This is a genomic window from Endozoicomonas sp. ALC013, from assembly GCF_049310205.1.
Classification (GTDB): domain Bacteria; phylum Pseudomonadota; class Gammaproteobacteria; order Pseudomonadales; family Endozoicomonadaceae; genus Endozoicomonas.
On record NZ_JBLYNS010000004.1, the window covers coordinates 49,892 to 73,782 of the forward strand.

The following is a 23,891-nucleotide window of genomic DNA, read 5'->3' on the forward strand; positions in this document are numbered from 1 at the left end:
TTTTATCTGTCGTTTATATGTCAAGGCGTTTCTGGCAGTCAGTTATGCTGATTGCTGGTCATGGTTTGAGAAGTAACGGTGCAGTATTTCAGGGTCGTCTTTCAAGGCGTTAAATGCGTCTTTGGCATCGGTGGGGGTAATGCTGGTGCGATCCAGTTTCATGCGATGTATAGAGGCATCAAACCAGAACCAGTGATTGTCTTCGGTAAGGCATAAGGCTCTTACTGAATAGCTGGTCGCTGGAATGAAGGGCAGGGGCATTCCACTGGTTAGTTGCTTTCTGACAATGGTGGAATTTTGACAAGAGTAGGTGGTGTTGTGGTAGATCCGCTCGAAACGGTTGAATTCGTGACCAAACATCTTGTTTGCCATAATGTCCTGTTTTTGACTCAGGTAATACAGTGCAAAAATGCCAGCCACAATCAGGATAAAGCTTTCCATTTTTCATACCTCGTGGGTTAATGCACTGGGCTTCCCTGCGGCTTCGGAAAACCCTTATATGTATTCTATACGCATTTGTACAACTACGTTCAATTAACATCGCTGATGAGGTTGGGGTTTTTACTGGAGAAGGATCACAAGGCCCAGTCAGCAATCATCTGTTTGGCTATCGGCCGAAAAGCATCTTTTCCATAGAGTGCATCAACTAATTTAAATGAAAATCCCATGGCATTGCCCGGGCCCTGGGCTGTTATAACCCGTTTCTTTTCATCCACGACTACGGTGTTTCCGGGATGTGTCAGGGCACCTTCCATTTGCTCCATGAAGCTGGGGTAGCAAGTCGCGTGGACGTTATCCAGTAAACCGTGATGAGCAAGAACAACCGCAGGCGAGGCGCATATAGCGGCATACCATTTTCCGGCTTTTTGCTGGTCATGCAGCAGTGTTATCAGCGTTTTGCAGTTCTTCAGGTTGTCGGCACCGGGCATGCCACCAGGAAGGGCGATCAGGTGAAACGGCTTGCCTGTGCAGGCTTCTATATGCACATCTGCTGTGATCTGTGTTTTGTGTGAGGTGGTGATGGTCTGTTTGCCATCAGGAAGGCAGCTGGCTACAGTGACTTGTGCGCCCGCTCTCCTGAGTGTATCTATGATGGTCACAGCTTCAATGTCTTCAGAGCCATCAGCAATTGGGATGAGAACCTGTCTTGGCATGGTAGACCCTATTTAGAAGGTGGGGTGTTAAGTAAATGTCTGCAGCTTAAGGCCGTATGGGATCTTGTGCGGGTAGTTAAAACTGAGAGATAAAGCTTCTGTATATTGGCTCTCTTCTGCACAGAATCAGACTACAAAATGAGAAAAAATGAATAACAGGATTGTTTTATCGTCGCTTTCAGTTCGCATTAAGATATTTAAACAGGCTCTTATGCCGACAGAATTTTAATCTAGCAGATAGTTAGGGCTGGTGAGATAAATTTGATAATGAATTGGTATTATGCCAGTTGCCCGGCAAGGTTATAGCCGAGGGTGTAGCCACTGTGGTAATCAGACACAAGGTGGTTTCTGTGTCTTGTTCCTCTGGAGGTGTTCAGTGGCTTCAGTGGCGAGATATGAACCAGATGTACGCTTGAGTCTTGTGCAACTGATTCCGCAAGATCTGCCGCCTGGTTGTAAATGATGTTCTGATCTTTTATCAGCGTTGACACGGCTGGCATTTGACGATTTTGCCAGGCATAAATTTTTGACCCGGTCGCTGAGCTTTTACGAAAGTTTGCTTGCCTGGTTCTAAGTACAACAATCTGATTATGGCCGTCATCAATCGCTTTTTGTATTGGCAAGGGGTCTGATAAACTGCCATCGGTCAGGGCGTGGTCATTAACCAATACCGGCTTTCGATAAATCATGGGTAAGGCGCTGCTTGCCTTCAATGTGTCGTTGATGACCTCATTTGGTGTGTTGCTGTCAATGCTGTGATAAACGGGTTTTCCACTTTCAATACATGTGCTGACAACGGTAAAGCGTTGAGTGTTCAGCCTCTTTCTGAAACGGTCAAAGTTTAAAGCGTTTTGTTGTGAAAGCTTTTGGAAAAACCAGTCAAGATCAAACAGATCCCCACCCCTGATGTGGCGCAGAATACTGATAAACTCAGAGTCAAGGCATAGCTTGGTATAGATATCAAGATTGCGTCCACGTTGACCCGCAATAAATGAACTGAGATTCAGCGCGCCAGACGAGACGCCATAGTAGCCATCGAAAGCTTGGACTCGTTTATCAAGAAAAGCGTCCAGAATACCAGCGGTGAAAATGCCACGCATACCTCCACCTTCAACAACCAGCGCTCTTTTTATGGATGAGGAGGGGGCGATGTGTTGCATGGTTGGAGTGATGAGGTTCTTAATTGAGATAAGATGGTTGCGGGAGCTGGATTCGAACCAACGACCTTCGGGTTATGAGCCCGACGAGCTACCAGACTGCTCCATCCCGCGACAAAACTGCTCAGCTGATTCTTTAAAAAATAAAGAAACATCAACTGCTTTATGAAAGTGGTTGCGGGAGCTGGATTCGAACCAACGACCTTCGGGTTATGAGCCCGACGAGCTACCAGACTGCTCCATCCCGCGACAAAACTGTTCAGCTGATTCTTTAAAAATAAAGAAGCATCAACTGCTTTACAAAAGTGGTTGCGGGAGCCGGATTCGAACCAACGACCTTCGGGTTATGAGCCCGACGAGCTACCAGACTGCTCCATCCCGCGACAAAACTGTTCAGCTGATTCTTTAAAAATAAAGAAGCATCAACTGCTTTACAATAGTGGTTGCGGGAGCCGGATTCGAACCAACGACCTTCGGGTTATGAGCCCGACGAGCTACCAGACTGCTCCATCCCGCGACAAAACTGTTCAGCTGATTCTTTAAAAAACATCAACTGCTTTACAAAAGTGGTTGCGGGAGCTGGATTCGAACCAACGACCTTCGGGTTATGAGCCCGACGAGCTACCAGACTGCTCCATCCCGCGTCGAAAGAGAGGCGAATTATAGGGACGCTGGTTATAATGTCAAGGATTACCTGCGGCAAAAGGAGAGGGTGAAAGTGAGTGCGGTATTGGTTATGCACGGATACCGCACGACAATTGACAATTATTAGCTGGCCACCGCTTTATTCGCGATCAACTGGTTCACGACTTCAGGATCTGCCAGCGTTGATGTGTCGCCAAGGTTTTCGAACTCGTCAGCAGCTATTTTCCGAAGAATCCGCCTCATGATTTTTCCAGACCGGGTCTTGGGAAGTCCCGGGGCCCACTGAATAATATCCGGGGTAGCAATTGGCCCTATTTCTTTCCTTACCCATTCCTTCAGGTTCTTTTTCAGGTCTTCACTGCTGTCTGTCCCGCTATTGAGCGTGACATAAACATAGATCCCCTGGCCCTTGATATGGTGTGGGAAACCGACAACCGCAGCTTCCGCCACCTGCTGATGGGCTACCATTGCCGATTCTATTTCTGCCGTTCCCATACGGTGGCCGGAAACATTAATGACATCATCCACACGACCGGTGATCCAGTAATAGCCATCTTCATCCCTTCGGGCTCCGTCACCTGTTGTATACATACCTTTAAACGATGAGAAGTAGGTTTGAACAAACCGTTCATGATCTCCATAGACGGTTCTCGCTTGTCCGGGCCAGCTATCCAGGATGACAAGATTGCCTTCTCCGGGGCCATGGATCAGACGACCCATGTTATCTACCAGGGCAGGTTGTACACCAAAGAATGGTCGCGTGGCTGAACCTGGCTTAAGGTCAGTGGCTCCCGGAAGTGGAGTCAGCATCGCAGCGCCTGTTTCGGTCTGCCACCAGGTGTCGACGATAGGGCAGCGCTGCTCACCAATGGTTGAGTAGTACCAGCTCCAGGCCTCCGGGTTAATGGGCTCCCCGACAGAGCCCAGCAATCTCAGTGAGTTTCGATGAGTGTCTTTGACCACCGCATCGCCTTCGGCCATTAATGAGCGGATAGCTGTTGGTGCAATATAAAGAATATTCACAGCGTGTTTATCGATGATTTTGCTGATGCGATTGGTTTCAGGATAATTAGGCACACCCTCGTGCATCACAATGGTTGCGCCATTCAACAGAGGGCCATAGGTGACGTATGAGTGTCCGGTAATCCAGCCAACGTCAGCATTGCACCAGAAGACTTCACCGGGTTGATAGTCAAATACATATTGATGGGTCATGGAAGCGTATACCAGGTAGCCACCTGTGGTATGCATGACACCCTTTGGCTTTCCGGTAGAGCCTGAGGTATAGAGGATAAAGAGTGGATCCTCGGCATTCATCTCCCTGGCTTCGCAGTGTGGCGAAGTGAGTGCGGTTAGCTCCTGCCACCAGACGTCACGGTGACGATGCCAGGCAATATCAGCGCCTGTGTGTTTGAGAACAATGACCTTCTCAATGGTGTGTGTGTCGGGGTGTGTCAGTGCTTCATCGACGTTGCTTTTAAGAGGGACTGTGCGCCCGCCTCGAACACCTTCATCGGCAGTCACGACAATCTTTGCTTTTGAGTCAATGATTCTTCCTGCCAGTGCTTCCGGTGAGAATCCGCCAAACACCACGGAATGAATGGCCCCGATACGGCTGCAGGCCAGCATGGCGACGGTGGCTTCGATGACCATGGGCATATAGATCGCTACCACATCACCTTTGCGAACACCCTGACTCTTCAATGCATTGGCGAAGCGGCATACCAGTTCATGCAGTTCCCGGTAGGTCACCTTTCTGGCTTCACCTTCATCATCCGGCTCCCAGATAATGGCCAGTTGGTCACCTCGCTCTTCCAGGTGCCGGTCAAGGCAGTTGTAGGACGCATTGGTGGTACCATCATAAAACCAGTTGATACTGACGAAGTGGTCGTCAAAAGAGACTTTTCTCACTTTGGAGAACGGCTGGAACCAGTGGATGCGTTGACCGTGTTTGCGCCAGAAGCCTTCAGGATTAATGATGGATTGCTGATACATTTCCAGATACTGGTCGTTGTTAACCAGTGTGTTCTCAAGAGCAGCAGGTTTAACTGGATAAACGGAGGTGTCAGACATATCACTTCCCTTAGTGTTGTTATTATTATTTAGTTCAAAATGACTCAGGGCGGTTGTTATTTTGTTGAGGTTGAGTGATTGCTCAATAAAACGACTGTGAACGTATTTATTGAAGTGTTCTCAGTTTAGGATTTGCAGGGATTTCTGGTATTAGACTTTGGTCTTAACTTCTATCAGATAAAGTATCTGGTCCCGGTTTTGTGCATTTAATAACCCTATCACTATTTTGACTGATATCGAAAGTATCAGCCTTCTGACTAACGTACGATCAAGGGCGACATTCCACGGGCACCGGTGTATATTTCGCTGAGAAACGCCACAGAAAATTCTGCTTCGGCGGAATGACTTATAAGAATAATAGCTATGTCTGGATGGATACTGGCACTTATTGCCACAGTGTACGTCGCCTGCCTTTTTGTTGCTGCCTGGTTTGGTGATTATCGGGGGGCTACTTTCAGGAAGCGCTGGCAGCCCTTGATTTACAGCCTTTCTCTGGCTGTTTACTGTACTTCCTGGACTTTTTTCGGTGCCGTGGGGCAGGCCAGTGAAAACCTGTGGTCATTTATTCCCATCTATCTTGGTCCCATCCTGGTTTTTGTTCTTTTCTGGAAGCTTCTGGTCAAGCTGATTACTGTCAGTAAACAGGAGAACATTACGTCAATTGCCGACTTTATCGCTTCCCGGCATGGTCGCTCCCACTTTATGGCAATTCTGGTGACCCTCATTCTGGTCATTGGTGTGCTTCCCTATATAGCGCTGCAGCTAAAAGCTATTGTGATGGGCTTTGCTCAGCTGACGGATGACAGTCCAGAGTCTGGCCGATGGTCTCGGGAAGATCTGGCATTAGCCATCACCTTAACCCTGAGTGTTTTTGTCATTATGTTTGGTACCCGAAAGCTGGATGCTACCGAGCACCAGAATGGCATTATGACGGCTATTGCCTTTGAGTCTCTGGTTAAGCTCTCGGTTTTCCTGCTGGTGGGAATCTGGGTTTCGTGGGCTGCTGTGGATCATATTAATCTTGATGCCATCATCCAGCCGGGTGACGGGAATGCCGGGGTCAGCTGGTTTGATAGTATTATCATGCCTACGGTAATGGCCATGGCAGCCATACTGTGTCTGCCCCGACAATTTCATGTCACGGTGGTAGAAAACAGCAGCATTGATGATTTCCATAAGGCTCGATGGCTGTTTCCTGCCTATTTGTTGTTACTGGCTCTGTTTGTGATACCACTGGCGCTGGCTGGCAATCAGCTATTGGGCAGCACTGTGCCCGGTGATGCCTATTTGATTGAACTGCCAAAACTGATGGGCAACTTACCCATGGCTGTGCTGGCTTTTCTGGGGGGCGTGTCTGCTGCCATCAGCATGGTGATTGTGGCAACACTGGCTTTGACCACCATGGTATCCAACGAAATTTTAATGCCATTACTGCTGCGCAGAAATAATCACAGTTACCGCGACAGTAATGACTTTTACCGGTTCAGTGGCCTGTTGCTGACGGTAAGACGTACGACGATTGTCATTTTATTGATGTTGTCATGGGTTGTTTATCGACTGCTGGAAGGCGCTGGTTCTCTGGCTGCTATCGGTCAGATGTCATTTTCGGCCGTTGCTCAACTCGCCCCGGTGTTGCTGGGTAGTCTCTACATCAGGGAAAGCAATGCCCGGGCAGCCGCCGGTGGCCTGTTAGTGGGTTTTATGGTCTGGCTTTTCTGCCTGATAGTACCTGTGCTGGTTGATGTTTCATGGCTGGGTACCAGTGTTGTTCAGCAAGGTGTTTTTGGTTATGAGTGGCTTAAGCCGGATAATCTTTTTGGTCTGGGTATTACCGGTACGGTCACCGGAGCAACACTGGTTGCGCTGTCGCTGAATACCTTTGTCTATCTTTGTGGCTGTCTTTACCTGAGGCCGGGTATTGAAGAGAGAAGGCAGTCCCGGAAGTTTGTTGATGCGGTCCTGTCTGAAGATGGTGTTTTCCCGAATGCAGCCATTACGGTAGAAGAGCTTGAACAGCTGGCCAGCCGCTTTGTCAGTAAAAACCGGGTGCAGGGTGTTATTCAACGCTTTGAGTCCGGGGATAGAGGGCTGCTATTCGGAGCGCTGAATGGTCATAAGCAGGCAGGGCCAGAACTGGTGGCCGCGATTGAACGGTTGCTTGCAGGAACGCTGGGGGCGTCATCGGCCCGTATTGTGATGAAGTCTCTGGCACATGGGAATGTCGCGCTTGAAGAAGTTCAGGCTATGGTGGATGAGGCCTCGGAAGTCTTTCAGTTCAACCGGGAACTGCTGCAGGGAGCGATTGAGCATATCAGCATGGGGATCAGTGTGGTTGATCGTAACCTGGAGTTAGTTGCCTGGAATCAGCAATATCTGCAGTTGTTTGACTACCCGAATGACCTGATTAAGGTGGGTCGTCCCATTGCAGATGTTATTCGGCATAATGCCCTGAATGGACTTTGCGGAGTCGGTGATGTAGACCATCACGTCAATAAACGACTGTCATATATGAGGAATGGGACGGCCCATCGCTCAGAAAGGCGGCGACAGGATGGCAGGGTGATTCAGATTCAGGGGAATCCCATGCCCGGTGGTGGATTTGTTATGGCTTTCACCGATATCACCGGGTTCCGTCAGGTTGAGCAGGCCCTGAAAGAAGCAAATGAAAGCCTGGAGCATCGGGTGCAGGAGCGGACAAAAGAGCTGTCATTGTTAAATGTGCAACTTTTAGGGGCAAAGTCACAGGCAGAGAAAGCGAACCACTTGCGTTCACGTTTTTTTGCGGCAATCAGCCATGACCTTATGCAGCCAATGAATGCGGCTCGACTATTTACTGCCTCCATGGAACTGGAAGCAAAAGGCACCGTGCATGAAGAACTGGCGCAAAATATCAGCAACTCATTAAGGTCTGCGGAGCATTTGTTGACAGATTTGCTGGATATGTCGCGAATCGAAGCGGGTAAGGTGGCGGTGAATCTTCGGGATGTTCCTGTAATGGAGGTGTTAGAGCCCCTGAGGTCCGAGTTTTCGCTGTTGTCGAAAGAGAATGGGCTGATGTTCAGGGTGGTCAGTTCTGATCGGCGCATTAAAACCGATCCGGTGCTCCTGAGAAGAATATTACAAAATTTCCTGACCAATGCGTTTCGTTATGTTGCCAGCACCCATAAAACAGGAAAAGTGCTGCTGGGATGTCGTTTTATCAACAATCAACAGCTGAGACTTGAGGTAAGGGATAATGGGCAGGGCATACCCCAAGACAAGCAGGCACTGATTTTTGCAGAATTTGAGCGGTTATCGACAGCCGTGAATGGGCTGGGGCTTGGGCTCTCCATTGCTAAAGGTATAGCTCAGATCCTTGAGGCAAAAATTTCCTTGTCATCGTCGCCGGGAGAGGGGGCTGTTTTTTCCGTTGTGGTTCCTTTGGTCTCTGGAAGTATTGTGGATCCCGCAGTGGTACCTTGTGATCCTGATCAGGGGAGCATGGGGTTGAAGGTTCTGTGTGTGGATGATGAACCGGACATTATCAAAGGTATGGCCAGTCTGTTAACTCGTTGGGGGTGTCGGGTGGAGACTGCACAAAGTCATCATGAAGCGATTCATTCGCTTGAGGTCATGACGCCTGATTTATTGATGGTGGATTACCAGATGGGCGATCAGGCCAGCGGTATTGAGTTGATAGAACGTATCCGTAAAAGGTCAGGTTATCAAACAGGTGCTGTTCTGGTCACCGCGAATCAACAGGATGAACTGCGGCAACGATGCCGGGAGCTGAATATCAGCTATTTGAAAAAGCCCGTCAAGCCAGCCTCCATGAGGGCCATTCTGAACCGTTATGACGTTGAAAAACACCCGTTAGAAACGGTTTAGTCTTCGGTTTTATGATCTTCCGGATCCTGCCCGGGCATCTCAATTTCCAGCGCTTTGATGGCGATCACCGCCTGGGTCCTGCTTCTGACCCCCAGTTTTTTGAAAATGGCGGTCACATGGGCCTTGATCGTCGCTTCCGAAACATTCAGGTCATAGGCAATCTGCTTATTCAACAGGCCTTCACTGATCATGCCCAGAACCCTGAACTGCTGTGGTGTCAGGGTTGCCAGTCTGGCTTCCATATCACTGCTTTGCCGGGATTCGACAGGTTGGAAATTATCAGGCCACCAGTTTTCTCCATCCAGAACTTTGATAATGGCGACTTTCAGGACATCCAGCGGCGTAGACTTTGGAATGAAGCCACTGGCTCCATGGTTTTTGGTTTTCTGTATGATCTGCTGGTCATCAGAAGCTGAAACAATGACAACAGGAACATCCGGATATTGCCCTCTGAGAAATATCAACCCGGACAGCCCGTGCGCTCCCGGCATGTGCAGATCCAGCAAGATGAGATCCGGTGAGGCATTGTTGTCCAGAAGCATTTGCAGTTCAGCGATTGAACCAGCTTCGTGGATCACAGGTTCCTTGAGTGCGTGACCAACAGAGGACTTGAGAGCAGTCCGGAATAAGGGGTGGTCATCGGCAATTATTATTGTGTAGTCCATTTTTTGAGGTTGCCATTATCTGTTTGATCGGTCAATTAAATAACCTCTGTGAACCCTTCAAAGACTCAGAGGTTTATTAAAGTATAAGTAAATCGATTTCATATGATGGAACTATTCTCTGTTGGGGCGGTCATAATTAGTGGATATCTACTGAAATAAGGGCACTAAATGGTTGGTTCGGTCAATTTTTCTTCAGTTCCAGTTGCTGTTGATCAGGGTAAATACACTAAGGAATATTTTGAAGATTATGAATCAAAGGCTCAAAGCCTGGCTGAATTAAAAGAGGACCGGGAAAAGAGTCCTGGATGGAATACAGTCAAGACGGTTGCGGTTTCTTCCCTTGCGGCAGTTTCCCAGCTCGGACAACTGGTTGGTAGCATTTTTGGCCATACTGTCTTTGCGCTCCCATCTGCCTTGGTGGGTGGGGTTTTCGGCTTTTGTGTTTATGCGCCCTTTATGAAGGCTGTGGATCATCTTTCGGGGAGAGAAAACACCAAGTCGTTCCTGGAATATACGATTACTCCAGCAAACATACTGAGTAATTTTATCTATAACCGGGTTACCGACCTTGCCTGTCGATATGTTGTGGGTTTCGGGCTTATGGTTGCGGTTGTGGAACCTGTGAATATCATCCTCGGCGGTCTGGCAGCAGGCACTTTATTGTCCCCACTGATTTACAATGACTTTAAACATAATAAATCCAATAATGTCGAGCATTTCATCGATGGTCCGGGAAATTTTTCAGTCAAGCTCAGTGCACAACACTATTTATGGCAAAAATTTGATGATTGGGCTGCGGGCATTAAAAGAACCCCTTTAGCTCTTCATGATCGAATTGCAGCTAAAGTGGTTGCCGAGCAGGTTTCTATCAAGGAATTGGCTGATCTGGTTGGCTGATGATAAAGGGCATTCATTTCCCCGACTGCTTTACAGGCGCTCAATAACGCCTGTTGCAAAGCACTACACCCATTCTCAGCAGGGCGAAAATTAATCACAGGCATTATGAAGTCGGTGCCTGGTATGGCCCATGAAGGCTTTGCTTTGTGCATTTTGGTGATACCGGACTAAAGCATTCCGGATGTTTGCCATAAATGTCTGAGTAAAATGCCTGTATTTCCGAAAGGTCTTTTTCGATGTCCTCCCCTGGCTCGATAACAGGACCAAATCCTCCGGTTCTGTCCTTGAAATCAAGAAAGGCAAGTACAATGGGGATGCCGGCATTTTTTGCCATATGGTAGAAGCCTGTGTGCCACCGCTCGCCGAGTGCCCGGGTACCTTCAGGGCATATCACCAGGCCCAGCTTTCTGTGTTGCTTGAAAGTACAGACCGCCTGTTCTACCAGGCTGCCTCTTCTGCATCTGCCATTCCGATCCAGTGGAATCCCTCCCATCCAGCGCATAACCCAGTTGAACGGCCCCCAGAACAGGGTGTGTTTGCCCACCCAGTAACACTGTACACCGGTAGCAAGGCCAATCGCCATGCCATAGACAAAGTCCCAGTTACTGGTATGGGGAGCACCAACAAGCACGTACCTGGCCAGGCGTGGGGCTCTGCCCTGAATCCTCCAGCCCATCACTTTGAGAAACAGTTTTGCGAATATAGAAAGGGTCTGGCTGACAATGGGTGTATTGAAAATTGTGATTTGCATAGTTCAGAGGGTGCCTTGCTATCCCGTTTACAGGAAGCGGTGTTGAAAGCTATCAAAAGAGCGATCGCTTTGAGCACAGCTTCATAACAGAAAATGAATGTATGCAGCCTTAACGACTGGTTAACAGGCAAGGAATTGCTTGCCAAAAGCATTCTGTATGTATATACAGTGCTTATCCCGGAGCTAATTGGAACATGATGGAAAGTAATGCCATTCTTGAGCAAAAGGTGGTCCAGAGAAAAATCATACATATCGATTTTGACGCCTTCTTTGCCAGTATTGAAATACGTGATAATCCGAGGTTGTCAGGAAAGGCGGTTGCTGTCGGGGGGGCTCCGGATCGTAGAGGGGTGATTGCCACTTGTAACTATGAGGCGCGTCGATTTGGTGTGCATTCAGCCATGTCTTCAGCCCAGGCGATGCGGCTCTGCCCGGAGCTGAAGATCATTCCTCCCCGCTTTTCTGTTTATCGTGCCGCGTCTTCTGAAGCTCATGCCATTTTTCGCCAATATACTGATTTAATTGAACCTTTGTCCCTGGATGAGGCCTATCTCGATGTCACCGGAACTCATCTTTGCCGAGGCAGTGCCACCTTGATTGCCGAGGAAATCCGGCAGAAAATTTTTCAACAATTGCATGTCACCGTCTCTGCCGGCGTTGCCACCAATAAGTTTCTGGCGAAGATTGCCAGTGACTGGAATAAACCCAATGGCCTTTTTGTGATCACTCCGGAACAGGCGGATGATTTTATTTTCGATCTGCCTGTGAAAAAAATTCATGGGGTAGGTCGGGTTACCGCCGGGAAACTGCATAAAAAAGGCATCAATACCTGCGGGCAATTACGCCAGTACTCCATTCTTGAGTTAAGTCGCTGGTTTGGCAGTTTTGGTGAACGGTTGTGGGAGCTTTCCCGGGGGCGGGATGATCGTGAGGTGCAGACCAGTCGGCGCAGGAAGTCCCTTTCTGTTGAGCATACTTATGATAAAGACCTGGCGGGGCTTGCGGATATTACTGCACAGGTTATCCCGTTGCTTGAAGAACTTCAGGAACGCTACCAGCGTATTGAAAAGGAATACGAGGTGCATAAGCACTTTGTTAAGGTAAAGTTTGCTGATTTTACCCAGACCACCCTTGAGGAGAGTCTGCCGACAACCGGTGAAAGTGTTAAGGAGCATTTTACTCAGTTGCTGGTAAGAGCCTGGGAACGGGGAGGTCGTCCGGTCAGGCTTCTTGGCTTAGGGGTCAGGCTTGTGGATCTCCGTGAAGAAAGAGCGCTTGAGCAGCTGGAGCTTTTTGAAAAGAAAATTATGGGGCTGGCTTAGGCTCCCGTTTTTTTTCTGCCAGCTGTCCCATCATATTGCTGACCAGACAATAAGCCACGAACCAATAAAAGCCAGAGTGCAATGCTGCATCAAATTGCACAATCTGCCTGGATTCGTCATGTCCAGCCGCAGTGGCATTGGCCGCCAGAAAGGCGATAAGTACTCCAATAGCAAACACATCAGCCATGGACCATTTGCCCAGTAAACTGTTCAGCCTGAGCAGTATTTGGTTTTCCCTGACAAAATTAGCCAGCAACAGGAAGCCCAGTTTTATCACCGGTATCACCAGGCTGAAGGTGACAATCAGTACTGCCACAAAATAATAGCCACTGCTCCAGAGGTCTTCAGCGGTACCAAGAATGGAACGCTTCTTTTCATAAACAGTGGATGTCCCTTTAACTTCCAGACGATCAAGGAACTGGGTAGCCAGACCCGCCATGGCAGGATGAAGGTTCTGCTGCTGAACGATATGCCTTGCCTCATTCAGCATTGCCTGACGATCAAGATCGGCCTTGATGGTCATCATGGGTTGAGTCACTCCCGGAATCAGCAGGCAAAGGGAGGTGATTATCATCAGCGTGAGTAGCCACCTGGAAGCTGTCATCAACGACCTCATTGTTCTTCTTAATAAGGAATAGATTCTGATAGCTCAGTTTGGTCTAAGGAGCGACGTTTGTCAGCTTGCTAATCATGATGGGTCTATTTCATGCTGGTTCAAAATGTTCAACCATCAGTTGTAAGTTGTGCTGACCACGGAATTCATTGATATCGAGTTTATAGACAGCCTTGATCTGACGAATATTGGGATCAGGCCACACTCTGTTGTCAATATTAAAGGCAATGGCATCCAGCCAGAGTTCGCTGCCGGGTATCTTGAGTACCATTTTGAGGTGCTTCTCTCCCACCAGTTTCTGCTGAATGATTTGGAATTGACCATCAAAGCAGGGCTCAGGAAAACTTTGTCCCCATGGCCCGCCCTCGCGAAGGGTATAGGCGGTTGCCATGGTTACCTGACCGGGCATCAGTTCACCGTCAGTGTGCATTTCTGCCTGAAGGTCTTCAGCGGTCAGTTGTTTTCTGACCTCAAGGTCAAAAGCCGTTTGAAATTCGTTGAATTTTGCTTTTGGTATGGACAGCCCCGCGGCCATGGCGTGACCACCAAATTTAATAATAAGTCCGGGGTTATCCCTGGCAATACTGTCCAGTGCATCACGCATGTGCAGTCCCTGAATCGACCTGGCAGAGCCTTTCAGTTCTGGCTCTCCCACAGGATTATCGGCTTCAGCAAAAGCAATCACCGGACGGTTCAGTTTCTCTTTTACCCGGGACGCCAGAATGCCAACCACGCCCTGGTGCCAGCTTTCCTGAAACAAGCTGACGCCCCATGGCAGGTCTGTTTGCTGGTTAAAGCGGATTTTCTCCAACTCTGCCATGGCCTGGCTGTGCATGCTGCCCTCAATGGCTTTTCGGTCACGGTTAAGACCATCCAGCTCAACGGCCAACTCCCTTGCCCGGTTTATATCGTCGCAAAGGAGCAGTTCGATACCAATCGACATATCATCCAGACGTCCAGCCGCATTAAGTCTTGGACCCAGGGCAAAGCCCAGGTCAGACGCGACCAGTTTTTCAGCATTTCTACCGGATACCTCAATCAGCGCTGTAATACCCGGTCGGCAGCGGCCGGAGCGGATACGGGCAAGTCCCTGGAAAACCAGTATGCGGTTATTGCTGTCCAGCTTGACCACATCAGCCACTGTGCCGAGGGCAACAAGGTCGAGAAGTTCGGCCAGATTGGGCTCTGTGCTCCCCTGAAAATACTCCCGTGACCGCAACAGAGTTCGCAAGGCACACATCAGGTAGAAAATAACGCCTACCCCGGCGGTATTTTTGCCGGGAAACGGGCAGTCTGGCTGATTAGGGTTAACGATCGCATCGGCTTCGGGCAGTTCGCGACCAGCCAGATGGTGGTCGGTAACCACCACTTTCATACCTTTGTTTTTTGCTGCCAGGACACCGGTAAGGCTGGAGATGCCATTATCAACGGTGATTAATACATCCGGTTGAAAGGGCAGGGCGGCTTCAACAATTTCAGGGGTCAGGCCATAACCATAGTCAAAGCGGTTGGGCACCAGAAAATCAGCATGGCCACCCATGCTTCTCAACGCCAGAACCGCGAGAGCACTGCTGGTGGCACCATCACAGTCGAAGTCGCCAACAATGAGCATGCGCTGCTGGTTGATAATAGCCTCAGCCAGAATGTCAGCGGCTTTATCGATATCCCTGAGTTGCCGGTAGTCGCTTAACTGTTGCAGCTGACGTGGCAGTTCATCCTGAGTTTTAACGCCCCGGGCACTGTATATTCTGGCCAGCAGAGGATCCATCTCGGGCGTGAAGCAACAGGTTGAAAGGTCGTAGGTGCGGCGGATTATATTCACAGGCATAAATGAAACAACAGGCGATGAAGCGAAAGGAAGTGTCAGGGTAACACAGTTTCCGTTTAGCGGGGGCGATAAATAGAGAGCCTGCAAAGTACCGTAATGGATTACTTTAACGCGTTTATCTTCCGTCTCAGTTCAGCCATATAATGCACATGTGACCGACTATGACGGCCATACAATGTATTTTTTCCCGTGGCCTTATGAGCGTGAATTATGGCCCGTCGACCAAGGATGGTTGGAGCCAGGCGTTTATGCCATCGCTTATAGCCAAATCGGGTTTCATTGGTGACAGTTTCCAGAACACTCCCTGTTCTGGATCGGCAGAATCACAACTGCTTGAAGGCGACACCAGCATGCACTTTGCAGGTGTGATGGTTTTGAACGTCAGGTGCTTTGGATGAAAGACTTGAGAGATGAAAGTTCGTTGTCAAGAATATCGTAACGCTCCTCCCGCTCAAACAAATCAGCCATATAAGCTGGCAGTGCGGGTGCATCCAGGCCCGCTTTGACGATCGCGTCAGGGAATTTCACCGGGTGGGCGGTTGCCAGGGTTACCACTGGCGTTTCTCTGGCCAACCCAACTTCTTCCGTTGCCCGGATACCGGTTGCTGTATGGGGGTCCGCAAGATACCCGGTGTTATTATACAGGGCACTGATCGTATCGCAGACCTGCTGATCATCAGAACGGCTGCTATCAAACAGTGCTCTGATGGCCTGCCACACATCATTATCAACACGGATATTTCCTGTTTCCCTGAAACCAGACATCAATTCCGTCAGGGTGTCGCCATTACGGTTATGCATATCAAACAGCAGGCGTTCAAAGTTACTGGAAACCATGATGTCCATACTGGGCGACAGTGTCTGCTGCAGTGCTTCCTTGCGGTAGTCATTGTTCTGGAAGAAACGGTGGAGAATGTCATTGTGATTGGTGGCAACAATCAGTTTCTCTATGGGCAGGCCCATTCCCCGGGCGATATAGCCTGCAAAGATATCGCCAAAGTTGCCGGTAGGCACTGCAAAGCTGACAGGCTGATCCGGCGCACCAAGGGCCAGGGCCGCGTGAAAATAATAGACAATCTGGGCCATGATTCTGGCCCAGTTGATGGAGTTAACGGCAACGAGCCGGGTGTTCTCCGGCAGGAACGACTGGTCGGCGAAACATCTTTTCACCATATCCTGGCAGTCATCAAAATTGCCCTGTATGGCAATGTTGTGAACATTGCTGTCCAGAACCGTCGTCATCTGGCGACGCTGAACTTCTGATACCCGTTGATAAGGATGAAGAATAAATATATCCAGATGATCGCTATGGCGACAGCCTTCGATGGCTGCCGATCCGGTATCACCAGACGTTGCACCCAGTACTATGGCCTTTTCATTACGATCTGTCAGTGTGTGGTCCAGAAGGCGACCAAGCAGTTGCAGTGCAAAGTCTTTGAAGGCCAGGGTTGGGCCGTGGAAAAGTTCCATAACCCACTGATTGGCACCCAGTTGCTGAAGTGGTGCGACAGCCTGATGGCTGAACCCGGCGTAACTGTCATCAATCATCTGCCTGAGTTTATCATCCGGGATGGTTCCGCCGACAAAAGGCTGGATGATTTCAAAGGCAAGCTGATGGTAGGGGAGTCCCTTCAGTGACCGAATGGTCTCAGCGCTGAACTGTGGCAGGGTTTCTGGTACGTAAAGACCACCATCATCCGCCAGCCCGGCCAGCAGAACATCCTGAAAATCTTTGGTGTGTCCCTGTCCTCGGGTACTGATGTATTTCACTGGGAATTCCGTATATCTGTTTATTACTCTGACAGCACCGCTTACCCAGCAAAGAGTAAGCGGGTGGGCAAATAGCTTCAGGCCATGGTTTCAACACGAATTCGGGTGATGGGGGATTTAATATCCTCCAACGCCTCGAGTTCAGAGATAGCTTTGTCCATGGTGCCTTCAAGAGTACGGTGGGTAAGGATAACGATATCCGCACAACCATCATCTTCACGAGTGACTTTCTGGGTAATGGCATCGATATTAATGCCGTGGTTGCTCAGCACCCGGGTAACGGCATTCATTACTCCGGGGTGATCGTCGGCATGGATGCGCAGATAAAAACTGCACACTGTCTCGGTAATCGGCAGTACCTGCAGGGTATCGCTCAGACTTTCCGCTGAGAAACCCAGGGCATGAACAGCAGCGTCTGGAGCGTCAATGGTTCTGGCAATATCGACGATATCGGCGATTACGGAAGATGCCGTGGGCTCAGCACCAGCCCCGGGGCCACTGTACATGGTCTGGCCAATCCCATCTCCCTGAATCACAACCGAGTTCATCACACCATTGATGTTGGCCAGTGGACGATCAGAAGGAATCAGGGTCGGGTGAACCCGCAGTTCAATGCCATTGGCTGCCTTGCGGGCAACACCAAGGTGTTTGATTCTAAAGCCAAGGGAAGCGGCATACTGAATGTCACTGGGCGTGATTTTGCTGATGCCTTCGGTATAGGCTTTGGTGAATTGCAGAGGAATACCAAAAGCGATGGACGCCATAATAGTCAGCTTGTGACAGGCATCAATACCTTCGACATCAAAGGTTGGGTCTGCTTCAGCGTAGCCCAGTGCCTGTGCTTCTTTCAGAACATCGGCAAACGGACGGTTATGGTCACCCATTTCCGTCAGGATATAGTTGCCGGTACCGTTAATAATACCCGCCAGCCAGCTGATGCTGTTTGCCGACAGCCCTTCCCTCAGACACTTGATGATGGGAATGCCACCGGCAACCGCTGCCTCATAGGCGACAATGACATTTTTATCACGGGCAGCCTGAAAGATCTCGTTACCATGTTCGGCAATCAGGGCCTTATTGGCAGTGACCACATGTTTTCCCTGGTCGATTGCCGTCAGAATCAGCTCTTTGGCGACATCATAGCCACCAATGGTTTCTACCAGAATATCAATCTCAGGGTTGTGAGCCACTGCAAAAATATCCCGGGTGACGTTGATGTCCCCGGTGTCGCAGTCAGAATTATCCCGGCGGGCACCAACCTGCTCAATAATCACAGGACGGCCGACCCGGGCAGTAATAATTCTGGCGTTACGCTGAAGTACATTGAAGGTGCCACCACCAACAGTACCAAGTCCACAGATACCTACTTTGACCGGTTTCAAGGTGTTCCCCATATTCATTGTTATGATCATTCCCGGTAATACCGGTGGGGATTATAACCTTAAACAGTTTTTTGATGCGATATGGGCGGTGTCATTCGCGGGCACTGTCTCGCAGTAATTTCATGGCTTCTTCATAATTGGGGGGATCCGGGAACAGGTCTTTGTAGGATGGTGGAACGTTAAGGGGATCCATTGAGTCCGAAGATGCACAACCAGCCTTGTCAGGCAGGGACTTCTTGTCAATCATTCCAGTGGCCGTAACCGGGGCTGTTGTTACCGGTTGTGTTGTTTCCTGGTCTGTTGTGCCGGTAATGTCTCTGGCAGGTGTATCGTCCTGATCAGGTGGCAAATTGTCTTCCTCGGAGTCATTATTAGCAAGACATGATGATCCCTGCAGATGTTTCGCGCACAAATATCCTACACCACCGAAAGCCAACCCAGTGACAATTGTTATTGCCACAGTGGTTAGAGAACAGAAGCCTGTTGCTGTAATACATTTTTGGCAATCAATTGTATTTCCACGTAGCAGGCAGTGCATGCATTGTGCACCGCTACAATCGGTGACTTTGGTCCCCAGGAAACTACCAGCGACAAGGCCAGCAGTGGCCCCGCAGCCTGTGCAATTATGACAGTTGGCTTTCGGGTCGGTGATAGATCTGGTGACGTATCTGGTGATGGTTTGTGGTATGGGTGCATTAAGCATTTTGCGATTTACTCCGTTTAACGGTTTTAAAAACAACAGGCAATGTAAGCGCTGTCAGTCAGGGTTATTGGATTGGACACCATCGGCCAGCGAGTTAATGGTTTCTTCATAATTGGGGGGGGCATGATTGGGGGGATAGTTCAGGGTGTTGTAGGGTGGCGGAGCCATTGAGCCCGCAGGTGCAGGCAAATGGGTATCGTGCAGCAGGGGCTCAACATCAATCACAGCAGAATCCTTACCCGGTGCTGATTGCTCCTGCTGTTCCGGATGACTACAGCGACTGTCAGAGAAAGGGCCTAGATAACAACACAGAAATTTGGCTAGCGTGGAGCATGCACTGGGAAGGCCGCTAGCACTGGCACAGTAGCGAGATCGCTGTTCCTTATTTGCACACGCATACCCCAAAGAGCCCATAGTCAATACCCCAACCAGACCCCCGGCGACTGTCATTCCCGAGCATATGCCAAAGGTAGCGCATACTTTGCCCGTCATTAGACCTAATTTAAGACAGCGGTCTGCCTGATCTATATTTCCGAGACAGCAGCAACAGTCTTTGAGAAAGTTTGTGCAAGTACAGGATGTGACTTTGACCCCTGTGAAAATACCGGAACCTAAGCCCGCAGCAGCTCCGCATTGGAAACCTCCATAGACACAGACTTTTGGCTCGGTCATTTGTCTGCTGATAGTTTGTGGAGTAGGTGCTGTCAGCATTATCCTGTTTCCTCATCGCAATTCTGAATTTAATGTCCATGTAGACAGAATTTTTTGGCAAGAGTTCACTGATATTTTTGAGGAGAAGGAGATAGCTGAAAAGGCAGGAAAGAATAAGGGTGGTCTGGACACCCTTATCACAAGAAGAAATGGCAATCAGATAGAGACTTCACCAGCCAGACTGACACTGAGCATGGCTTTAACCGCGTCGGTGCCGAGACCCAGAGAGTAAAGGTGATGAAGTTTACAGAACATGGCTTCGGTAGTGGTATCCAGGCCTCCCACAATACCTGCTTTGGCCAGTGCTGAGCCTGCTGCATAGCTACCCTGATGAACTGTGCCCCGGTGACACTGGGTCAGGTTAACAATCAATTTTCCTGAAGCGGTTGCCCTGGCAAAGGTGTCCAGCAGGGCGTGGTCAGCATCAGGGCCATTGCCTGTACCATAAGTGCGCAGAATAAAGGCATCCATGGGTTGATTCAGCGCTGACTCCATCCACCTGGCAGTAATGCCAGGGAACAGCTGCAGAATGCCAACATGGGTTTCACCGTCGCAATCAAGCTGAAACTTTTCAGCTTCCTTTGGCCGCCACAGGAGCGTTTCATTGAGTTCTACATGGATATCTGCCCGGCCAAGCCAAGGGTAGTTGGGGCTGTCAAAGGCATCAAAGAGGTAGGCGTTCAGTTTACGGGCACGGTTGCCGCGCAACAGGCGGCCGTTGAAATACAGGCAAACCTCTTTGATTCGGTCATCAGTCGCCACGGTCAGGGCACCAACCAGATTTTCCAGACCATCGGTGCGGGCTTCACACAGAGGAATCTGGGAGCCGGTAAAGATGACCGGCTTCTGCAGGTTTTGCAGCATAAAAGAGATCATGCTGCAGGAATAAGCCATGGTATCGGTACCGTGCAGAACGACAAAACCATCAAACTGCTCATAGCGGCTGGCGATATCAGCGGCGATTTGCTGCCAGTTACCCGGGCGGATATTGCTGGAATCGATCAGCTGAGGGTATTCAAACAGTTCGAATGCTGGCAGGCTGGCCATCACATCAGGAGAAAGTTTCTCTTCCAGCAGCCCCATCAGGTTATCCCCGGGCGCATAGCCGGAATCTGAATGGCGCATACCAATGGTTCCACCGGTGTAGGCAACGTAGATTTTCTTGCTCATGAATGTTCCTGATTAAGATCAGCCTCACAGTATAAACGGCGATTGTCATTGGGTGATGGGCTTTGATCAAGTCTATCACTTCAATGCATGGCAGAGGCTGAAAAAAAACGCCGCCCTGTTGATAACAACCCGGGCGGCACTGGGAATGAATGATGAAGAGAGTAATCAGGCAGTAGCCATCTGGCCGTGGACTGAATGATCTTCCACTTGTTTCACATACTTGTTATCCACCGGGCGGAATTTACCCAGGTAAGCAAAAGCAACAACCAGGCCGATACTGATGAAGCTCATCCACATGTAAGGCACGTAGGCGAAAGTAGATACCCCCAGCAGGCCCGCCATAAAGATACCGTTGTCAGACCATGGCACCATACCTGAAGTCAGAGTACCGCCAAATTCCGAGCTGCGGGAGAGCATACGACGGTCAACACCCATACGGTCGTAGTTTCCGGACATGATCTTGGGTGTCAGGATCAGTGATACGTACATGGCAGAACCGAATACGTTGGCCAGGAATGCCGTAGCCACAGTGTAGGCAGTCAGGTTGCCTTCATTGGTGATACGGTTTTCAAAGGTGCGGGCGATGGTTTCCAGGATGCCCACCTTATCCAGCAGGCCACCAAAGCCCAGGCCGAAGATAACAACCGCAACGGAACCCAGCATGTTCACCATACCGCCCCGGTTCAGGATGTTGTCCAGAAAAGCGTTGCCGGAATCAACCGTCAACGGTGCCCACAGGGCGTTCACAGCGTCGATGGGCGTGCGGTCCTGGAACAGAACTGCCCAGACCACACCCAGGCCAGCACCCAGCATGATAACCGGGTAGGACGGGAACTTTTTGGCCAGCAGGAAAAGAATGATAACTACCGGAACAAAAGCCATGAAAGAGATGCTGAAGTTCTCATCCATCAGGTTCATAACTTCCTGCACCTGGGCCATATCAGCACTGCCGCCAAACTGGAAACCGTACACGGTGAAAGCGATGGCCGTCAGGACATAAGCAGTCAGGCTGATGGGCAGCATGCCCTTGATGTGGTCAACAATTTCAACCTCGGACATTGAGGAAGCCAGAATAACACTGTCCGACAGGGGAGAGAGTTTATCACCGAAGTAAACACCGGACAGGATGGCACCGGCAGTAACCGGCGCAGGAACGCCGAGACCCTGACCAATTCCCATCATGGCGATACCCGCAGTACCGGCTGCACCCCATGAGGTACCGGTTGCCAGGGCGGTCATGGAACAGATCACCATGGTGGCCAGCAGGAAGATGGAAGGATGGATAGTTTTCAGGCCGTAGTAAATGATCGATGGAACAATACCTCCGGCAATCCAGGTGCCCACCAGTGCGCCTACGGCAATCAGAATCAGGATCGCACCGGTGCCTTTGAAGATACCTTCTGCGGCAGCCGCTTCAAGATCTTTGTACTGGTGGCCCAGTTTGACACCCAGTCCCATGGCCAGGAACCAGCCGATGCAGAGCGCCAATTGAATAGGAAGGTTCAGTTTGGCGGTAAACGCAAAAGCGAGAACCAGAAAGGTACCTAATACCAGGGACACCTGTCCCATAGAAGGTAACGTGATCTTCTGCTCCATGAATGAACTCCGAGGGGTTATTAATTTAATCAATGCGCTATCGAACGCGCATATCCTAATGATTTGGCAAGTATATTTTTTGATCTGTGTCAGAAAATGACAGCGAATCCTTACAGTCCCCTCGGAAAAGCGAAAAATAATGAGCTGGGACAATTTTTTCTTGGAACATATGTTCGAAATTGTGAGTTTTCAGGCTGAGAGAGCGGTCACATTTTGACGATGCAGAAAAAAAGTCTATGTTTTCATCACAGTCAGTTTTATTACCGGGAAAGAGGAGATTCGTGAAAATTATTGAGCATCTTGCCAACATTAAACTACCGGCCACACTTCTGTTGGTGTTGTTGATCCCTTTTCTGACAGATCCCTGGATGAGCTATGACGTTAAGTCATTTTTTTTCACCCTGAGCCTGACCATTAAGTCACTGCTGGTTTTTGTCCTGCCATTTATTGTGTTCAGCTTTGTGGTCTCCTGTCTCGCCAGAATGGGTAAGAATGCTCTGCTGTTTGCCCTGTTGTTGATCATGATGGTATTTGCTTCCAATATCACGGCCATTTTCACCGGGTATACCATTGGCAGTGTCATGGTGCCGCTGATATCCATGCCTGTCACCCTTGATGCTCTCGATGGCAGTGGTCTTGCGACCATGTGGGTGTTTGAATTACCCCCTCTATTCACAAATATGAATGCCTTGATTGTGGGATTCATTGCAGGCCTGCTGGTGAATCTGCTGGATATGCAGCCGCTAAGGGCACTTTGTTTCAGAGCCGGTGATGTTTCCAGCGGGTTCCTGAAACATTTCTTTATCCCGATACTGCCTTTTTTTATCCTCGGATTTGCTTACAAACTCCATGCTGATGGAATTTTGAGCCAGGCTATCTCGGCTTATGGCAGGATTTTGCTGCTGGTTATTGTTTCGCAGCTGGCTTACCTCTTTATCTACTTTTTTGTGGCTGCAAAGTGTTCATTTCGGGCTTTTATTACCTACGTGGGCAACGTATTTCCTGCGTGGTTAACGGGTTTAAGCACGGTCTCCAGCGCCGCCACGATGCCTGTGTTAATCGACAGTACTGAAAGAAATATCGGTAATCCCATCATGGCAAGAACCATCGTACCTGCCACAGTCAATATTCATACCATTGGCAGTGCAATAGGTTTGACCATTCTGGCGCTGGTGACACTGAATACTTTCAATATGCCACTGCCTGATCTGGCGGGTTTTGCCATCTTTGGCTTTTATTACGCTTTGGCCAAATTTTCGGTAGCGGCTGTGCCCGGTGGGGTCATTCTTGTGGTAGGGCCAATCTTGCAGAGTTTGATGGGCTTTTCAGATGAGATGCTGGGGTTAATTACCGCCGTCTATATGATATTTGATCCCTTTGGTACCGCCATGAATGTTAGCGGAAATGGGGCTTTCGCCATTATATTTTCAAGGCTGTGCCAGAGGCTTGGCCTTAACGGTGATGATGGCAATGAGGATGGTAAGCAGGAGCCTGAAAGTAGTGTGGCTTGATGGAGCCGCAGAGATCATGAAGCACATTGTGAAAAGCTTGTCTCTTGCTTTTCGGGTTTTGTGATCTCTGTGGTTT

General features: G+C 49.5%; 18 protein-coding genes and 5 tRNA genes. 4 read left to right on the forward strand and 19 right to left on the reverse strand.

What is annotated here, in order from left to right:
• Positions 1–42: 42 nt before the first annotated feature.
• The 9 genes from ACO6V1_RS01805 to acs form a co-directional block, all read right to left on the reverse strand.
• Entirely contained in the window at positions 43–441 is a 399-nt protein-coding gene (locus ACO6V1_RS01805) for a hypothetical protein (protein WP_209275073.1), read from the reverse strand.
• A gap of 134 nt (positions 442–575) precedes the next feature.
• Positions 576–1,154, reverse strand: coding sequence for a DJ-1 family glyoxalase III (locus tag ACO6V1_RS01810; RefSeq protein WP_422448422.1), 579 nt, complete (start codon positions 1,152–1,154; stop codon positions 576–578).
• A gap of 278 nt (positions 1,155–1,432) precedes the next feature.
• Positions 1,433–2,314 carry a patatin-like phospholipase family protein gene (locus ACO6V1_RS01815; RefSeq protein WP_422448420.1) on the reverse strand — a complete coding sequence of 294 codons (882 nt, stop codon included), beginning with the start codon at positions 2,312–2,314 and terminating at the stop codon, positions 1,433–1,435.
• A 34-nt stretch (positions 2,315–2,348) separates the two neighbouring features.
• Positions 2,349–2,425, reverse strand: a tRNA-Met gene (locus tag ACO6V1_RS01820).
• 58 nt (positions 2,426–2,483) lie between these two features.
• Positions 2,484–2,560: transfer RNA gene (locus tag ACO6V1_RS01825), tRNA-Met, on the reverse strand.
• Between the two features lie 57 nt (positions 2,561–2,617).
• A tRNA-Met gene (locus tag ACO6V1_RS01830) sits at positions 2,618–2,694 on the reverse strand.
• A gap of 57 nt (positions 2,695–2,751) precedes the next feature.
• Positions 2,752–2,828 (reverse strand) — tRNA-Met (locus ACO6V1_RS01835).
• 50 nt (positions 2,829–2,878) lie between these two features.
• A tRNA-Met gene (locus ACO6V1_RS01840) sits at positions 2,879–2,955 on the reverse strand.
• Positions 2,956–3,079: 124 nt separating this feature from the next.
• Entirely contained in the window at positions 3,080–5,029 is a 1,950-nt protein-coding gene (acs, locus tag ACO6V1_RS01845) for an acetate--CoA ligase (protein ID WP_422465569.1), read from the reverse strand.
• Positions 5,030–5,392: 363 nt separating this feature from the next.
• Here acs and ACO6V1_RS01850 point away from each other — a divergent pair, with 363 nt between their 5' ends.
• Positions 5,393–8,896, forward strand: a complete 3,504-nt coding sequence (locus ACO6V1_RS01850; protein ID WP_422465571.1) for a PAS domain-containing hybrid sensor histidine kinase/response regulator — start codon at positions 5,393–5,395, stop codon at positions 8,894–8,896.
• On the opposite strand, the gene ACO6V1_RS01855 is transcribed toward ACO6V1_RS01850, so the two are convergent.
• On the reverse strand, positions 8,893–9,561 hold the full coding sequence (locus tag ACO6V1_RS01855) for a response regulator (RefSeq protein WP_422448414.1): 669 nt from the start codon (positions 9,559–9,561) through the stop codon (positions 8,893–8,895). The two genes, ACO6V1_RS01850 and ACO6V1_RS01855, sit on opposite strands and share 4 nt — an antisense overlap.
• 168 nt (positions 9,562–9,729) lie before the next feature.
• On the opposite strand from ACO6V1_RS01855, the gene ACO6V1_RS01860 reads away from it, so the two are divergent.
• Positions 9,730–10,458, forward strand: coding sequence for a hypothetical protein (locus ACO6V1_RS01860; protein WP_422448412.1), 729 nt, complete (start codon positions 9,730–9,732; stop codon positions 10,456–10,458).
• Between the two features lie 103 nt (positions 10,459–10,561).
• Here the strand turns inward: ACO6V1_RS01860 and ACO6V1_RS01865 are convergent, their stop codons facing one another.
• The gene (locus tag ACO6V1_RS01865; RefSeq protein ID WP_422448410.1) at positions 10,562–11,209 is read right to left on the reverse strand and encodes a lysophospholipid acyltransferase family protein; all 648 of its coding nucleotides are present in this window, start codon (positions 11,207–11,209) and stop codon (positions 10,562–10,564) included.
• A gap of 194 nt (positions 11,210–11,403) precedes the next feature.
• On the opposite strand from ACO6V1_RS01865, the gene dinB reads away from it, so the two are divergent.
• Positions 11,404–12,531 (forward strand): DNA polymerase IV, encoded by a 1,128-nt coding sequence (gene dinB, locus ACO6V1_RS01870; RefSeq protein ID WP_422448408.1) that lies wholly within the window; start codon positions 11,404–11,406, stop codon positions 12,529–12,531.
• On the opposite strand, the gene ACO6V1_RS01875 is transcribed toward dinB, so the two are convergent.
• The 8 genes from ACO6V1_RS01875 to nhaC form a co-directional block, all read right to left on the reverse strand.
• Positions 12,515–13,135, reverse strand: a complete 621-nt coding sequence (locus ACO6V1_RS01875; RefSeq protein WP_422448406.1) for a paraquat-inducible protein A — start codon at positions 13,133–13,135, stop codon at positions 12,515–12,517. The two genes, dinB and ACO6V1_RS01875, sit on opposite strands and share 17 nt — an antisense overlap.
• A gap of 100 nt (positions 13,136–13,235) precedes the next feature.
• Positions 13,236–14,972 (reverse strand): single-stranded-DNA-specific exonuclease RecJ, encoded by a 1,737-nt coding sequence (gene recJ, locus ACO6V1_RS01880; protein WP_422448404.1) that lies wholly within the window; start codon positions 14,970–14,972, stop codon positions 13,236–13,238.
• Positions 14,973–15,353: 381 nt separating this feature from the next.
• Complete coding sequence (thrC, locus tag ACO6V1_RS01885) at positions 15,354–16,742, reverse strand: threonine synthase (RefSeq protein ID WP_422448402.1); 1,389 nt, start codon at positions 16,740–16,742, stop codon at positions 15,354–15,356.
• 77 nt (positions 16,743–16,819) lie between these two features.
• Complete coding sequence (locus ACO6V1_RS01890; RefSeq protein ID WP_422448400.1) at positions 16,820–18,124, reverse strand: homoserine dehydrogenase; 1,305 nt, start codon at positions 18,122–18,124, stop codon at positions 16,820–16,822.
• Positions 18,125–18,215: 91 nt separating this feature from the next.
• Positions 18,216–18,473, reverse strand: coding sequence for a hypothetical protein (locus tag ACO6V1_RS01895; protein ID WP_422448398.1), 258 nt, complete (start codon positions 18,471–18,473; stop codon positions 18,216–18,218).
• 408 nt (positions 18,474–18,881) lie between these two features.
• Complete coding sequence (locus ACO6V1_RS01900) at positions 18,882–19,052, reverse strand: hypothetical protein (protein ID WP_422448396.1); 171 nt, start codon at positions 19,050–19,052, stop codon at positions 18,882–18,884.
• A gap of 642 nt (positions 19,053–19,694) precedes the next feature.
• Entirely contained in the window at positions 19,695–20,708 is a 1,014-nt protein-coding gene (gene ansA / locus ACO6V1_RS01905) for an asparaginase (protein ID WP_422448394.1), read from the reverse strand.
• Positions 20,709–20,873: 165 nt separating this feature from the next.
• Positions 20,874–22,304 (reverse strand): Na+/H+ antiporter NhaC, encoded by a 1,431-nt coding sequence (gene nhaC, locus ACO6V1_RS01910; protein ID WP_422448392.1) that lies wholly within the window; start codon positions 22,302–22,304, stop codon positions 20,874–20,876.
• A 281-nt stretch (positions 22,305–22,585) separates the two neighbouring features.
• Here nhaC and ACO6V1_RS01915 point away from each other — a divergent pair, with 281 nt between their 5' ends.
• Positions 22,586–23,815, forward strand: coding sequence for a cation:dicarboxylate symporter family transporter (locus ACO6V1_RS01915; protein WP_422465573.1), 1,230 nt, complete (start codon positions 22,586–22,588; stop codon positions 23,813–23,815).
• Positions 23,816–23,891: the final 76 nt, after the last annotated feature.

Excerpts from the sequence above, each read along its gene's own strand:
- ACO6V1_RS01805 (WP_209275073.1), bottom strand. The coding sequence starts at position 441 with ATGGAAAGCTTTATCCTGATTGTGGCTGGCATTTTTGCACTGTATTAC.
- ACO6V1_RS01810 (WP_422448422.1), bottom strand. The coding sequence starts at position 1,154 with ATGCCAAGACAGGTTCTCATCCCAATTGCTGATGGCTCTGAAGACATT.
- ACO6V1_RS01815 (WP_422448420.1), bottom strand. The coding sequence starts at position 2,314 with ATGCAACACATCGCCCCCTCCTCATCCATAAAAAGAGCGCTGGTTGTT.
- acs (WP_422465569.1), bottom strand. The coding sequence starts at position 5,029 with ATGTCTGACACCTCCGTTTATCCAGTTAAACCTGCTGCTCTTGAGAAC.
- ACO6V1_RS01850 (WP_422465571.1), top strand. The coding sequence starts at position 5,393 with ATGTCTGGATGGATACTGGCACTTATTGCCACAGTGTACGTCGCCTGC.
- ACO6V1_RS01855 (WP_422448414.1), bottom strand. The coding sequence starts at position 9,561 with ATGGACTACACAATAATAATTGCCGATGACCACCCCTTATTCCGGACT.
- ACO6V1_RS01860 (WP_422448412.1), top strand. The coding sequence starts at position 9,730 with ATGGTTGGTTCGGTCAATTTTTCTTCAGTTCCAGTTGCTGTTGATCAG.
- ACO6V1_RS01865 (WP_422448410.1), bottom strand. The coding sequence starts at position 11,209 with ATGCAAATCACAATTTTCAATACACCCATTGTCAGCCAGACCCTTTCT.
- dinB (WP_422448408.1), top strand. The coding sequence starts at position 11,404 with ATGATGGAAAGTAATGCCATTCTTGAGCAAAAGGTGGTCCAGAGAAAA.
- ACO6V1_RS01875 (WP_422448406.1), bottom strand. The coding sequence starts at position 13,135 with ATGACAGCTTCCAGGTGGCTACTCACGCTGATGATAATCACCTCCCTT.
- recJ (WP_422448404.1), bottom strand. The coding sequence starts at position 14,972 with ATGCCTGTGAATATAATCCGCCGCACCTACGACCTTTCAACCTGTTGC.
- ansA (WP_422448394.1), bottom strand. The coding sequence starts at position 20,708 with ATGAGCAAGAAAATCTACGTTGCCTACACCGGTGGAACCATTGGTATG.
- nhaC (WP_422448392.1), bottom strand. The coding sequence starts at position 22,304 with ATGGAGCAGAAGATCACGTTACCTTCTATGGGACAGGTGTCCCTGGTA.